The sequence below is a fragment of the Pseudomonas asplenii genome (assembly GCF_001293465.1).
GTDB lineage: Bacteria > Pseudomonadota > Gammaproteobacteria > Pseudomonadales > Pseudomonadaceae > Aquipseudomonas > Aquipseudomonas fuscovaginae_B.
Window position 1 is genome coordinate 140,705 of record NZ_JSYZ01000001.1, and the last position, 14,012, is coordinate 154,716.

The window sequence follows — 14,012 nt, forward strand, 5'->3', positions numbered from 1 at the left end:
ATCAAAAGCCTCCTGTTCGGAGGCTTTTGGCTATGACGACAGGCGTGTCGTCCCGCCCTCATCACTCCGACCTTGCCAACGCCTCCCCCACACTGCCGGAACGGCGCTCAAACCAGACCATTACGCTGGGCGAGTTCGATCAGGTCGACCAGGGAACGGGCATTGAGCTTCAACAGCAGACGTGTCTTGTAGGTACTCACGGTCTTGTTGCTCAGGAACATGCCATCGGCGATTTCCTTGTTGCTCTTTCCCCTGGCCAGTTGTTGCAGCACCATCATCTCGCGACCGGACAACCGGTTGACCATATCCGCCTCACTGGCATTGCCCATGCTGGAACGCACGGTATGCAATGCCTGGTTGGGGAAATAACTGTAGCCGGAAAGAACGGCCTTGATGGCGCTGAGCATCTCGGTCAGGTCCTGCTGCTTGCACACGTAACCGGCAGCTCCCGCCTGCATGCAACGCATGGAGAAATGACCGGGAGCCTGCGAAGTCAGCACCAGCACCTTGAAAGAGAGCCCCATGGAAGTTAGACGGGCAATCACTTCAAGCCCATCCAGCTTGGGAATTCCTATATCGAGTATAACTATGTCCGGCGTATGCTCTCGCGCCAGTTGCAAGGCGTCCACGCCGTTATCCGTCTCCGCGATGACTTCGTATCCATGCCGTTCCATCAGCATACGTACGGCAAGACGAATGACGGGATGATCATCCACGATCAGCACTTTATTCATGGGCAAGTCCAAATTTCGCTGTTCGAATTTTCAGAATCAGCACAATAGCCTAGTCACAACCTCCTGGGCATAGCACCTACCCCAGGCAGTATCAGCCAAAGACCTTCCCTACAAACAACAAGGAATTGCCCTACAAAAAAAGCACCACAAGAAAAGTACCGTTTTCAGGAACGAGGTGATGACACCCCCATTCGGAGATTCTGCGCTACAAGCCCCTGGCTCGCTGCATGGATATCGCCTCATGAAGCGGAAAAAGAAACCAATAAACAAAATGAACAAACATACGACTCACGACACCTTGCTTATTACACATCAACCTTAGAGATACCAGGCATTGAATGTCTATTGGTTTTCTGCAACAAGAAATAACCCACCTACCTGCGGCAACCCCCCGCCCCCCCCTCTCACAAGACCGCTTCCAGTGCCAACCGGCCTTGCCGCAGGCACCACAGTCGACCGTCACACCTGAATCGATGTCGCGCCAGAGCCTGGGCCACGCAATAAACATGTTTATCATTTGATGACACAAGCGCGGCCAAAAAGCGTTTATCTGTCAATCAGGAGCCCGGCTGGACGAGCCTCGGCGAAACCCGACAGAAAAGACTGTGCTCCGGTACCAGATAAATCTTTGCAAAAGGATAATTAAAAACATTCAAAAAAATCATAACACAACAGCACCAAGACAATTCACATCCACACCAACCTCAACTTAAAGAAACGGACTACATCACCAAAAGAACGCTTACCAAAACATTAAAACTTGCCAACCGAAAAAATTACCGGCAACTGAGCAACATGCTTTTCCCTTGCAGGCAAAAATTTATCCCGCTAGCTTCTTTGAAAACAGGAACCGCCTCGACCCGGTCCCCTCGCAGGAAAATCCATTACAGCCTATCCACTTCCACGAGCAGGCTATATATCATGAAAAACGCAAAAATAAACAAAGAGAACACTCCCTGTAAACCTCACGAACTGGAACTGGCCATCAGCGAGTTCATCAAAAGCGGTGGAACGATAGATACCAGCGCAAGAAAAGAGTCACCCGCCAACAATCGCACAGCAGCAGGCTGTTCGGAAAAAGCCACTGAAACAGAGGAGGACTACACAAGGAAAGTTGAACTTCTGAAAGACCTGATAACGAAGGGCGCAGGTATTTATGCCTTGCAATATTCGTTGAAGATGAACAAGGAAGAAATAAAAAGAATGGCCCGGGACCAGGGGCTGAAAATCGCCCAGCGACGCCCGTTGGCGGCTGCCAGGAGGTACCGCCATCCCCAGCCGGACGTTGGCGGCCTGCAGGATGATGACGTGATCGCCGGCCATGCCATGCACTACGCGGCATTGGGATACACCGCCCAGGAGATTGCCCAGACGCTGGAGTTGAGTGTGCGCCAGGTGTGGGAACTGGCGAAGAACTACCGCTTCGGGCTCCACCATCAACGGGAGGAGCACCCGGATTGACCCCTGGCACCGCCTGTTCGCGCCAGATCAGCCTTATCTCTCCCGCCGCACACCTCAACCAGCAGGCCGAACGAGAAGATGCCCCCGAGGCGCACTCCGCCTACTGTTCACGACGCAAAAAAAACCCGGCCTGCATGGCCGGGTTCTTTTCAGGCAGGCACTGGATCAGAACAGCTTGCGGCCCTTGTTCGCGGCAATGCGCATGCGCAACGCGTTGAGCTTGATGAAGCCGGCAGCATCGGCCTGGTTGTAGGCGCCGCCATCTTCCTCGAAGGTTGCGATGTTGGCATCGAACAACGACTCGTCGGACTTGCGGCCGGTCACGATCACGTTGCCCTTGTACAGCTTCAGGCGAACCACGCCGTTCACGTGAACCTGCGAAGCGTCGATCATCTGTTGCAGCATCAGACGCTCAGGGCTCCACCAGTAGCCGGTGTAGATCAGGCTGGCGTACTTGGCCATCAGCTCATCCTTGAGGTGAGCGACTTCGCGGTCCAGGGTGATCGACTCGATCGCCCGGTGCGCGCGCAGCATGATGGTACCGCCAGGGGTTTCGTAGCAGCCGCGGGACTTCATGCCCACGTAGCGGTTCTCGACGATGTCGAGACGACCGATACCGTGTGCGCCACCGATACGGTTCAGGGTCGCCAGCACGGTGGCCGGGGTCATTTCGACGCCATCCAGCGCAACGATGTCGCCGTTGCGGTAGGTCAGTTCCAGATACTGCGGCTTGTCGGGAGCGTTCTCCGGGGAGACGGTCCAACGCCACATGTCTTCTTCGTGCTCGGTCCAGGTGTCTTCCAGCACGCCGCCTTCATAGGAGATGTGCAGCAGGTTGGCATCCATCGAGTACGGCGATTTCTTCTTGCCATGACGCTCGATCGGGATGGCGTGCTTTTCAGCGTAATCCATCAGTTTCTCACGGGACAGCAGGTCCCATTCGCGCCACGGAGCGATCACTTTCACACCCGGCTTGAGCGCGTAGGCGCCCAGCTCGAAACGCACCTGGTCGTTACCCTTGCCGGTGGCTCCGTGGGAAATGGCGTCGGCGCCGGTTTCGTTGGCGATTTCGATCAGGCGCTTGGCGATCAGCGGACGCGCGATGGAAGTACCCAGCAGGTACTCGCCTTCGTAGACGGTGTTGGCACGGAACATCGGGAAGACGAAATCGCGTACGAATTCTTCGCGCAGGTCGTCGATATAGATCTCTTTGACGCCCATGGCCTGCGCCTTGGCACGAGCCGGCTCGACCTCTTCGCCCTGACCCAGGTCAGCGGTGAAGGTCACCACTTCACAGTTATAAGTATCTTGCAGCCACTTGAGGATCACCGAAGTGTCCAGGCCGCCGGAATACGCGAGAACGACCTTTTTTACGTCGGCCATGCCATCACTCCACGGGGGTTGTACGGAAAGGCCCGATTCTACCGACCCGGTTCGTGGTTTTACAGAGGCGCGACAGCCAAGGATGTCAATGCGACAGATACTGTCGGGAGCGCGACGAGAACAGCCGTTTCAGGAAGTTTTCGCCGCGCTGCCAGCCGCTGCGGTCGGTGCCGGCTTTTCGGCTGGCTTCTCGGGCGTCGGCGCAGCGGGCGCTGCCGCGGCGGGAGCGGGTGCGGCGGGAGCCTCCGGGGCACGTTCAAGGTGGATGTTGACCCGACGGTTCTTCGCCCGGTTGGCGGGATTGGTGTTGGGCACCAGCGGGTAACGCTCGCCATGGAAACGCATGACGATCTGCGACTCCGGAATACCGGCCGCCTTGAAGAAATCCATCACCGCCAGCGCACGTCGACGTGACAGGTCGCGGTTGGTCAGGCGGTTGCCGCTGTTGTCCGAATGGCCGTCGAGCTCGATGTGATTGACGGTCGGATCGGCCTTCATGAAGTCCAGCATCACCTGCAATTGGGCCTTGGCCTGGGCGTTGAGCTCGATGCCGCCATCCGGAAAACCGACCTCGGCCTGCTTGATCTGCTCGAAATTCTTCGGCAGCAGCTTGGCGGTACAGCTCTGGAAGTCGCTGTAGGCCTGGTTGAATTTCACCGGCAACAGGCGCACCTCGGAAACCCCGCCCTCACGGGAATAGTGACGGACCAACGGGCTACGGCCTTCGAGCAGCCCATGGAACAGGCCGCCGGCCTGGCCCTGGGAACTGTTGAACAGCACATCGCCATTGCCGATTTTCACCGAGCCCAGGTTGATGTCGCCGCGCCCGGGCTGCCAGGGCGCCGCCGCGGCCAGCAGGGTCGCCGAACCGCCGCCGAACATGTGGTTATTGGACTTGAGCCGGAAAATCGCCTGCTCGCCCGCACGTCGCACGAACTCGCCGGCACCGAAGTCGGTGATCGGCTGAGTCAGCCGACACTCGAATTTGTCCCCTTCCACCTTCCATTCGATGCTTTCCAGACGGGTCTGGAAAGTCAACGCCATGGCCGGCAGGCTGGCAAACATACTGAGCAGGGCTAAATAACGCTGGCGCACGGGAGGCTCCAATGGTTCTACGGCTGTGAGACTGACGTACCGGTTCTACGCCATACCTTCGGGATATCGGTTGCATCCGGCAAAACTTGATAGCGAGTGCCTGAGAGAGTCTTTTCCGGTAGCATTCCCCTGAGTTCGACCCGCCTGGAATCCCCAATGTCCGACCGCCTGACCCTGCTGCGTCCCGACGACTGGCATATCCATCTTCGCGATGGTGCTGCGTTACCCCACACTGTTGCGGATGTTGCGCGCACCTTTGGTCGCGCCATCATCATGCCAAACCTGGTGCCACCGGTACGCGATGCCGACGAAGCCGACGCCTATCGCCAGCGCATTCTCGCGGCGCGGCCGGCCGGCAGCCGTTTCGAGCCGCTGATGGTGCTCTACCTCACCGACCGCACCCAACCCGAGCAGATCCGCGCCGCCAAGGCCAGTGGTTTCGTCTACGCGGCCAAGCTGTACCCGGCTGGCGCGACCACCAACTCGGACTCCGGCGTGACCAGCGTGGACAAGATCTTCCCCGTCCTGGAGGCCATGGCCGAAGTCGGCATGCCGCTGCTGGTGCACGGTGAAGTGACCCGTAGCGAGGTCGACGTGTTCGACCGCGAGAAACAATTCATCGACGAGCACATGAGTCGTGTGGTCGAGCGCTTCCCGACGCTGAAGGTGGTGTTCGAGCACATCACCACGGCCGACGCGGTCCAGTTCGTCAACGCGGCGTCGGGCAACGTCGGCGCGACCATCACCGCCCACCACCTGCTGTACAACCGCAACCACATGCTGGTGGGTGGCATTCGGCCGCATTACTACTGCCTGCCGATCCTCAAGCGCAATACGCACCAGTCGGCCCTGCTCGACGCCGCCACCAGCGGCAGCGAGAAGTTCTTCCTCGGCACCGACTCGGCGCCCCACGCCCAGCACGCCAAGGAAGCCGCCTGCGGCTGCGCCGGTTGCTACACCGCCTATGCGGCCATCGAGCTGTATGCCGAGGCGTTCGAGCAGCGTAATGCCCTGGACAAGCTCGAAGGGTTTGCCAGCCTGCACGGCCCGCGCTTCTACGGCCTGGCGCCGAACAGCGAGCGCATCACCCTGGTTCGCGAAGAGTGGACCGCCCCCGCCAGCCTGCCGTTTGGCGAGCTGTCCGTGATCCCGCTGCGCGCCGGTGAAAAACTGCGCTGGCGCCTGCTGGAGGAAACCCTGTGAGTGATGATCATTTCGACGACGAACTGGAAGGCAACGGTGCTTCAGGTGGCCCCCGCCACCCGATGGCCGCACGCTTTCGCGGCTACCTGCCAGTGGTCGTCGACGTAGAGACCGGTGGCTTCAACGCCGCCACCGACGCCCTGCTGGAAATCGCCGCGACCACCATCGGCATGGACGAAGATGGCTTCGTGTTCCCCGAGCACACCTACTTCTTCCGGGTCGAGCCGTTCGAAGGTGCCAACATCGAGGCGGCGGCCCTGGAGTTCACCGGGATCAAGCTCGATCACCCGCTGCGCATGGCGGTCAGCGAGGAAACCGCGCTGACCGACATCTTCCGCGGCGTACGCAAGGCACTCAAGGCCAACGGTTGCAAGCGGGCGATCCTGGTCGGCCACAACAGCAGCTTCGACCTCGGCTTCCTCAACGCCGCCGTGGCGCGCCTGGACATGAAGCGCAACCCGTTTCACCCGTTCTCCAGCTTCGACACCGCCAGCCTGGCCGGCCTCGCCTACGGCCAGACCGTACTGGCCAAGGCCTGCCAGGCCGCCGGTATCGATTTCGATGGTCGCGAGGCCCACTCGGCGCGCTACGACACCGAGAAGACCGCCGAGCTGTTCTGCGGCATCGTCAACCGCTGGAAGGAAATGGGCGGCTGGGAAGACTTCAACGACTGATCCCGCCCGAACGAATCGCGCCCATGAAAAAACCGGCCCTGAGGCCGGTTTTTTTGTCCGTGAAGCGGCGGCTTACAGCTTGCCGGCGTTCTCGGTCAGGTAGGCGGCAACGCCTTCTGGCGAGGCGTTCATGCCCTTGTCGCCTTTTTTCCAGTTGGCTGGGCAGACTTCGCCGTGCTCTTCGTGGAACTGCAGGGCGTCGACCAGACGGATCAGCTCTTCCATGTTACGGCCCAGTGGCAGGTCGTTGACGATCTGCGAGCGGACGATGCCCTTGTCGTCGATCAGGAAGGCGCCACGGAAAGCCACGCCGCCTTCGGACTCGACGTCGTAGGCCTGGGCGATTTCGTGCTTCAGGTCGGCAGCCATGGTGTACTTGACCTTGCCGATGCCGCCGTCGTTGATGGCGGTGTTGCGCCAGGCGTTGTGGGTGAAGTGCGAGTCGATGGACACGGCAACCACTTCGACGTTACGCGCCTGGAAGTCCGCCATGCGGTGGTCCAGGGCGATCAGCTCGGATGGGCAGACGAAGGTGAAGTCCAGCGGGTAGAAGAACACCAGGCCGTATTTGCCCTTGATGGCCGAGGACAGGGTGAAGCTGTCGACGATTTCGCCATTGCCCAGTACGGCCGGCACGGTGAAGTCGGGGGCTGGTTTGCCTACGAGTACGCTCATTGGATATCTCCTGGTGATAGTCACGTTCAGAACGAGGTCGGTGCAAGGATGCCCCCTTTAAGCGACAAGCCTATGACGCGACGACCTCGTGTCCTTGGAACCCACCATCATACACCGCGTTTTTTGACGCTCCTAAACGGTTTTTGCAAGGCCGTCCCCTTATGGCCCGCACGCCATTCGTCAGACGGTATTCGAATCGCCGAAATGCCCGCCCAAACCACTTTGACAATCATTCTCGTTAACATTAAGATCAACGGCAATCGAGTTCCAACCAGCGACGGTTCCCACCCTATGTACGTTTGCCTCTGCAATGGCGTTACCGACGGACAAATCCGCGATGCGATCTTCGAAGGCTGCTGCAGCTACCGTGAAGTACGCCAGGCGACCGGCGTTGCCAGCCAATGCGGCAAGTGTGCCTGCCTGGCCAAGCAGGTGGTGCGTGAAACGCTGACCGAACTGCAAAGCAGCCAGGCCGCCCTGCCCTATGCCGTAGAATTTTCTGCCGCATAAAACAGCGAATTTTAAGGAACCGGACTTAGTGTCCGGTTTTTTATGTCCGCAATTCAATTGCTTAGCGGCATAACGCAGAATAAAAACATTCTTATTCCGATTAATTTTTATATATTATTCAATAACTTAGGTTTGACACTCGAAGTTGCCGGGATCAAACTCCGCCCTATAGACAGCGATTACAGGGCAGGACCCCATCATGAAAGGCGATAAAGTAGTCATCCAGCAGCTCAACAAGATCCTTGCCAATGAGCTGATCGCGATCAACCAATACTTCCTGCACGCGCGGATGTATGAGGACTGGGGCCTGAACAAGCTGGGCAAGCACGAGTACCACGAGTCCATCGATGAGATGAAACACGCGGACAAGCTGATCAAGCGCATCCTGTTCCTGGAAGGCATCCCTAACGTACAGGATCTGGGCAAGCTGCTCATCGGCGAGCACACCCGGGAAATGCTTGAGTGCGACCTGAGGCTCGAACGACAAGGCCACAAGGATCTGAAGGAAGCGATTGCCTGCTGCGAGAAACACAATGACTTCGGCAGCCGCGAACTGCTGGAAGATATCCTCGAATCCGAAGAAGAGCATATCGACTGGCTGGAAACCCAGCTGGGCCTGATCGACAAGATCGGGCTTGAAAACTACCTGCAATCGCAGATGGGCGACGAGTAAAAACGTCACCCAATAAAAAGCCCCGCCCTCTTGTCGAGAGGCGGGGCTTTTTATTGGGCGTCAGAAACGGTGCGGTCAGGGCTTGCTCGCCAAGCGGCTGGCTTCGGCAAGCCCGACGCCGCAACCGCCGATCAGGCCTCGGTCTTGGCCGCGGCTTTCTGGGCAGCGTCCTTGATCAGGGTCTGCAGTTCGCCGTTGGCGAACATCTCGGCCATGATGTCGCTGCCGCCGACCAGCTCACCGGCTACCCACAGCTGCGGGAAGGTCGGCCAGTTGGCGTACTTGGGCAGGTTGGCGCGGATTTCCGGGTTCTGCAGGATGTCCACGTAGGCGAACTTCTCGCCACAACCCATGACCGCCTGCGCGGCTTTCGCGGAGAAGCCACACTGAGGGGCATTCGGCGAGCCTTTCATGTAAAGCAGAATGGTGTTGTTGGCAATCTGCTCTTTAATCGTTTCGATGATATCCATGGAACACCTCGGCAAAAACTTTCCGACTCGGTTGTCGGCACGGTGAGGCATTGTATCGGAAAGCCGAGCGCGCTGCTCGGTCTCCCCGATGATAATCGCATGAGCCTGGCCGCCTGCGGCCAGACAGCACAGCCCTCAAGCCGCGACCACCCGTACCGGTACGCCATTCAACGCCGCATTGCCCGATACCCGGTCCACCTGCCGCTCATCGGTCAGGTCATTGGCGCTGGAGCCCGGCTGGCCGCTGGCGATCGCCATCTGCACGCCCGGTCGCGCATGCCCCCAGCCATGGGGCAGGCTCACCACCCCCGGCATCATCTCGACGCTGGCAACCACCTCGACCTCGATCGTCCCGACCCGTGAACTGACCCGCACCCGCTGCCCGTCTTCGAGCCTGCGGCTGGCCAGGTCATCCGGGTGCATCAGCAACTGGTGCCGCGGCTTGCCCTTCACCAGGCGATGGTAGTTGTGCATCCAGGAGTTGTTGCTGCGCACATGGCGGCGCCCGATCATCAACAACTCCCCCGCCTGCGGCAGCTGTTGCGCGGCAAAACGCTCCAGGTCGGCGAGAATTTCCGGTGGCGCGGCCCGAACACGCTGGTCGGGTGTCTTCAAGCGCTTGCCGAGGTTGGGCCTGAGCGCGCCAAGGTCGAGCCCGTGGGGGTGCTCGGCGAGCCGCTGTACCGACAGTTTGTACTCGGAGCCGTCGCCATAGCGCCCCAGGCGCAGGCCCATGTCGATCATCTGCGCCGGTGGCAGCGTCGGCTTCAGCTCCTTGCCGGTACGGGCGGCAAACGCCCTGGCCAGGCCAACGAAGATCTCCCAGTCATGCAGGGCCCCTTCGGGCTTGGCCAGGATCGCCCGATTGAAGCGCGTGACGTTACGTACGGCGAACAGGTTGAACGTGGTGTCGTAGTGATCGTTCTCCAACGCCGAGGTCGACGGCAGGATCAGATCGGCGTACCGGGTGGTCTCGTTGATGTACAGGTCGATGCTGACCATGAACTCCAGACCGGCGAGCGCCTGTTCCAGCTGTCGGCCATTGGGCGTCGACAGCACCGGGTTGCCGGCCACCGTCACCAGTGCCCGCACCTGCCCTTCGCCGGGCGTGAGCATTTCCTCGGCCAGCGCCGATACCGGCAACTCACCGCCATACTCCGGCAAGCCGGAAACCCGGCTCTGCCAACGATTGAAATGCCCGCCGCCGGTGGAGGCCACCAGATCCAGCGCCGGCTCGGTGCACAAGGCACCACCCACCCGGTCGAGATTGCCGGTCACCAGGTTGAGCAGTTGCACCAGCCAATGACAGAGAGTGCCGAAGGCCTGGGTGGAAACGCCCATCCGCCCATAGCAGACCGCCTTGTCCGCCGCGGCGAAATCCCGCGCCAACTGCCGGATCTGCTCGGCGGGGATGGCGCACAGCGGGCTCATCGCCTGCGCCGTGAACGGCGCCACTGCGGCCCGCACCTCATCCAGGCCGTCCACCGGCAGATGGCTGCCACGGGTCAGGCCTTCCTCGAACAACGTGTTGAGCAGACCGAAAAGCAAGGCCGCATCGCCCCCCGGACGCACGAACAGGTGCTGGTCGGCGATGGCTGCGGTTTCACTGCGCCGCGGATCGACCACCACCAGCCTGCCGCCACGCGCCTGGATCGCCTTCAGGCGCTTCTCCACATCGGGCACGGTCATGATGCTGCCGTTGGAGGCCAATGGATTGCCACCGAGAATCAGCATGAAGTCGGTGTGATCGATGTCGGGAATCGGCAGCAGCAGTCCGTGGCCGTACATCAGGTAACTGCTCAGGTGCTGCGGCAACTGGTCGACCGAAGTCGCGGAGAAGCGGTTGCGGGTCTTGAGCAGCCCGAGGAAGTAGTTGCTGTGGGTCATCAGCCCGTAGTTATGCACACTCGGGTTGCCCTGGTAGGTCGCCACGGCATTCGGCCCATGCTGTTGCTGGATCGCGGCCAGGCGCTCGGCCACCAGGTCGAAGGCCTGCTCCCAGCCGATCGGCTGCCATTGCTCACCCACCCTCAGCATCGGCTGGCGAAGGCGATCAGGGTCGTTCTGGATATCCTGCAACGCCACCGCCTTGGGGCAGATATGACCACGACTGAACGTGTCCAGGGCATCCCCCTTGATCGAGGTGATTTGAACCTGATCGGCAGTGGTGGTGGTTTCGATGGTCAGGCCGCAAATGGCTTCGCACAGATGGCAGGCACGGTGGTGAAGAGTCTTGGTCATGGCCAGTCTCTGTCTTGTTCTGGGCAGCCCGACAGGCTGCGGAAACAGAACTATGGCCCGTGGCGGACAGGCCTGCCAGCGACGTTCGTCTTGTGAATCGGGGAGTATCAGGCGAGCCGATGGCGCCTGCGGGGATCAGGACAGGGGCAACCTGGGGGTGGACTGCATCTGGATTTCCTGGACGGTCTGGACCTGCTCGTGGGCCACCTGCACGCCGGTCAGCTCGCCGATCAAGCGCCAATGTTCGTCGAGGCCGGAGCTGATGGTGGCCATGCGATCGATCATTCGTCGTCCGGACGCACGCGTGACTTCGTCGTCACTGCGCAACAATTCGAAAGACATTGCGGTCACAGAGGCGGTCATATGCGTCAGCGCCTGTGCAGTCAGCCTTAGCAATTCCATGAGCTGTTGCTCTTTCGATTCCATTCCAAAGCCTCTGTGTGTCTGCAATGACACATTTATAACCTAGCCACATAGTTTAGGAAATGTTTCCGCTTTTGCCTGGCCACGCGAGCATGACCGCAAAAGATTCGACCACCGGTTCAGAAAACGACCCGCAGCCGCCTGCCGCCGCCGCGTCAATTGCCAAAGGCGGTGGCAGCCGTGTACAAATGGCACATTGCGATTATCGGTACAGGCTTGGAAAACTGTAGCAAAAAGCGCGGAAATAACCCTCGCGCCCTCGCTTCATCATTCCAAAACGAAGCCTCCTATTGGTATCACGCGACATTTTCTTATACGATCGCGTCTCCCCCTATTTCGTCGCCCCGTGCGGCTTACGCCGCAGGTCTCACCCGTTTTTCCGAAAAACCCGGTTTTGAGCATCTGCGGTCTGTTGCAAAAAGGTAGTCAATGATGAGCGCTAGGAACTTTCTCTCCCTGATGGATTGCACGCCCGCTGAACTGGCCGGGCTGATTCGTCGAGGCATCGAGCTGAAGGACCTGCGTGATCGAAGTGTCCTGTTCGAGCCGCTCAAGGGCCGTATTCTCGGGATGATCTTCGAGAAATCCTCGACACGTACCCGGGTCTCGTTCGAAGCCGGCATGATCCAGCTGGGCGGCCAGGCGATCTTCCTGTCGCCGCGCGACACCCAACTGGGCCGTGGCGAGCCCATCGGCGACAGCGCCATCGTGCTGTCGAGCATGCTCGACGTGGTCATGCTGCGCACGTTCAAGCACAGCACCCTGACCGAGTTCGCCGCCAACTCCCGCGTACCGGTGATCAACGGCCTGTCCGACGAACTGCACCCGTGCCAGTTGCTCGCCGACATGCAGACCTTCCTCGAACATCGCGGCTCGATCCAGGGCAAGACCGTGACCTGGATCGGCGACGGCAACAACATGTGCAACAGCTACATCGAAGCGGCGATCCAGTTCGACTTCCAACTGCGTATCAGTTGCCCCGAAGGCTACGACCCGAGCCCGGCGTTGCTGGCCCAGGCCGGCGAGCGGGTACGCCTGGTCCGCGACCCACGGGAAGCGGTGCGCGGTGCACATCTGGTCAGTACCGACGTCTGGACCTCCATGGGCCAGGAAGAGGAAACCGCCAAGCGCCTGGAGCTGTTCGCACCCCTGCAGGTCACCCGTGAACTGCTCGACCTGGCAGCCCCGGACGTCGTGTTCATGCATTGCCTGCCCGCCCACCGCGGCGAGGAAATCAGCGTCGACCTGCTCGACGACAAGCGCTCGGTCGCCTGGGACCAGGCCGAGAACCGCCTGCATGCGCAAAAGGCCCTGCTCGAGTTCCTGGTCAAGCCGGCGTACCGCCCTGCATGAGCCATTCGCTACTGCTGAATCTGCACGACCTGGCTTGCGGTTATCAGGACCAGCGAGTCGTGCAGAACCTCAACCTGCATCTCAATGCCGGCGACATCGGTTGCCTGCTGGGCCCTTCGGGTTGCGGCAAGACCACCACGCTGCGCGCCATTGCCGGTTTCGAGCCGGTCCACCAGGGCGAGATCCAGCTGGCCGGCGAGGTCATCTCCAGGGCCGGTTTCACCCTGGCCCCGGAGAAACGCCGAATCGGCATGGTATTCCAGGACTACGCGCTGTTTCCGCACCTGAGCGTCGCGCAGAACATCGCCTTCGGCATTCGCAGGCACCCGGACCTGGAGCGGATCACCGCCGAGTTGCTGGAGCTGGTGAACCTCAAGGGCCTGGGCCAGCGTTATCCCCATGAGCTTTCCGGTGGCCAGCAGCAACGCGTGGCCCTGGCCCGGGCGCTGGCACCGGAGCCGCAGTTGCTGCTGCTCGACGAACCCTTCTCCAACCTCGATGGCGAATTGCGCCGCAAGCTCAGTCACGAAGTCCGCGACATTCTCAAGCTGCGCGGCACCAGTGCGATCCTGGTCACCCATGATCAGGAAGAGGCCTTCGCCGTCAGCGATCATGTCGGGGTCTTCAAGGAAGGTCGGCTGGAGCAGTGGGATACGCCCTATAACCTCTATCACGAGCCGGCGTCGCCATTCGTCGCCAGCTTTATCGGCCAGGGCTACTTCATCCGCGGGCAGTTGCAGACGCACGAATCGGTGCAGACCGAACTGGGTGTGCTGCGTGGCAACCGCGCCTATGCCTGGCCGGCGGGCACGGCGGTGGATGTACTGCTGCGCCCGGACGACATCGTCCCGGCGCCGAAAAGTCCGCTGAAGGCGCGGGTCACCAGCAGGACGTTCCTCGGTGCCGCGACCCTCTATCGCCTGCAATTGCCCAGTGGCAGCCAATTGGAGTCGATCTTCCCCAGCCATGCCGATCACCAGCCGGGCGAGGAAGTCGGGATCAGCGTGGCCGCCGAGCACCTGGTGCTGTTTCAGGCCTAGGCTATGTACGAAATCGCTTGAAACTTGGTTATGCGGCGTTAAAAACCGGCTCGGAATGCTCATTGACAACCAGTCAA

General features: G+C 60.3%; 14 protein-coding genes. 7 read left to right on the forward strand and 7 right to left on the reverse strand.

All coding sequences use genetic code 11. The annotated features are described in order from the left end of the window. Positions 1-107 precede the first annotated feature (107 nt). On the reverse strand, positions 108-734 hold the full coding sequence (locus PF66_RS00700) for a response regulator transcription factor (protein ID WP_010445030.1): 627 nt from the start codon (positions 732-734) through the stop codon (positions 108-110). Positions 735-1,655: 921 nt separating this feature from the next. On the opposite strand from PF66_RS00700, the gene PF66_RS00705 reads away from it, so the two are divergent. Then, positions 1,656-2,195: a hypothetical protein gene (locus PF66_RS00705; protein WP_054061662.1), complete on the forward strand. Its 540-nt coding sequence runs from the start codon at positions 1,656-1,658 to the stop codon at positions 2,193-2,195. Positions 2,196-2,360: 165 nt separating this feature from the next. On the opposite strand, the gene PF66_RS00710 is transcribed toward PF66_RS00705, so the two are convergent. Further along, entirely contained in the window at positions 2,361-3,578 is a 1,218-nt protein-coding gene (locus tag PF66_RS00710; protein ID WP_054061663.1) for an argininosuccinate synthase, read from the reverse strand. A 129-nt stretch (positions 3,579-3,707) separates the two neighbouring features. Continuing rightward, positions 3,708-4,673, reverse strand: a complete 966-nt coding sequence (locus PF66_RS00715) for a flagellar protein MotY (RefSeq protein WP_054057484.1) — start codon at positions 4,671-4,673, stop codon at positions 3,708-3,710. A 156-nt stretch (positions 4,674-4,829) separates the two neighbouring features. On the opposite strand from PF66_RS00715, the gene pyrC reads away from it, so the two are divergent. Together pyrC and rnt are read left to right on the forward strand one after the other, a co-directional pair. Then, a complete protein-coding gene (pyrC, locus tag PF66_RS00720) occupies positions 4,830-5,876 on the forward strand; it encodes a dihydroorotase (RefSeq protein WP_054057483.1) in 1,047 nt (348 codons plus the stop codon). After that, complete coding sequence (gene rnt, locus PF66_RS00725; RefSeq protein ID WP_054057482.1) at positions 5,873-6,550, forward strand: ribonuclease T; 678 nt, start codon at positions 5,873-5,875, stop codon at positions 6,548-6,550. Before pyrC ends, rnt begins: the two co-directional genes overlap by 4 nt. Before the next feature lie 72 nt (positions 6,551-6,622). Here the strand turns inward: rnt and PF66_RS00730 are convergent, their stop codons facing one another. Next, a complete protein-coding gene (locus tag PF66_RS00730; RefSeq protein ID WP_054057481.1) occupies positions 6,623-7,225 on the reverse strand; it encodes a peroxiredoxin in 603 nt (200 codons plus the stop codon). A 291-nt stretch (positions 7,226-7,516) separates the two neighbouring features. On the opposite strand from PF66_RS00730, the gene PF66_RS00735 reads away from it, so the two are divergent. Next, entirely contained in the window at positions 7,517-7,735 is a 219-nt protein-coding gene (locus PF66_RS00735) for a bacterioferritin-associated ferredoxin (protein WP_054057480.1), read from the forward strand. Positions 7,736-7,934: 199 nt separating this feature from the next. Beyond that, positions 7,935-8,408 carry a bacterioferritin gene (bfr, locus tag PF66_RS00740; RefSeq protein WP_054061664.1) on the forward strand — a complete coding sequence of 158 codons (474 nt, stop codon included), beginning with the start codon at positions 7,935-7,937 and terminating at the stop codon, positions 8,406-8,408. 131 nt (positions 8,409-8,539) lie between these two features. Here the strand turns inward: bfr and grxD are convergent, their stop codons facing one another. From grxD to PF66_RS00755, 3 genes are all read right to left on the reverse strand, one after another. After that, positions 8,540-8,878: a Grx4 family monothiol glutaredoxin gene (gene grxD / locus PF66_RS00745; RefSeq protein WP_017902756.1), complete on the reverse strand. Its 339-nt coding sequence runs from the start codon at positions 8,876-8,878 to the stop codon at positions 8,540-8,542. A 135-nt stretch (positions 8,879-9,013) separates the two neighbouring features. Continuing rightward, on the reverse strand, positions 9,014-11,119 hold the full coding sequence (locus PF66_RS00750) for a molybdopterin oxidoreductase family protein (protein ID WP_054061665.1): 2,106 nt from the start codon (positions 11,117-11,119) through the stop codon (positions 9,014-9,016). Between the two features lie 135 nt (positions 11,120-11,254). Beyond that, complete coding sequence (locus PF66_RS00755; RefSeq protein WP_054057477.1) at positions 11,255-11,545, reverse strand: hypothetical protein; 291 nt, start codon at positions 11,543-11,545, stop codon at positions 11,255-11,257. A 429-nt stretch (positions 11,546-11,974) separates the two neighbouring features. Here PF66_RS00755 and argF point away from each other — a divergent pair, with 429 nt between their 5' ends. Then, a complete protein-coding gene (gene argF / locus PF66_RS00760; RefSeq protein ID WP_054057476.1) occupies positions 11,975-12,895 on the forward strand; it encodes an ornithine carbamoyltransferase in 921 nt (306 codons plus the stop codon). Continuing rightward, positions 12,892-13,935 (forward strand): ABC transporter ATP-binding protein, encoded by a 1,044-nt coding sequence (locus PF66_RS00765; RefSeq protein WP_054061666.1) that lies wholly within the window; start codon positions 12,892-12,894, stop codon positions 13,933-13,935. Before argF ends, PF66_RS00765 begins: the two co-directional genes overlap by 4 nt. The last annotated feature ends 77 nt before the right edge of the window (positions 13,936-14,012 follow it).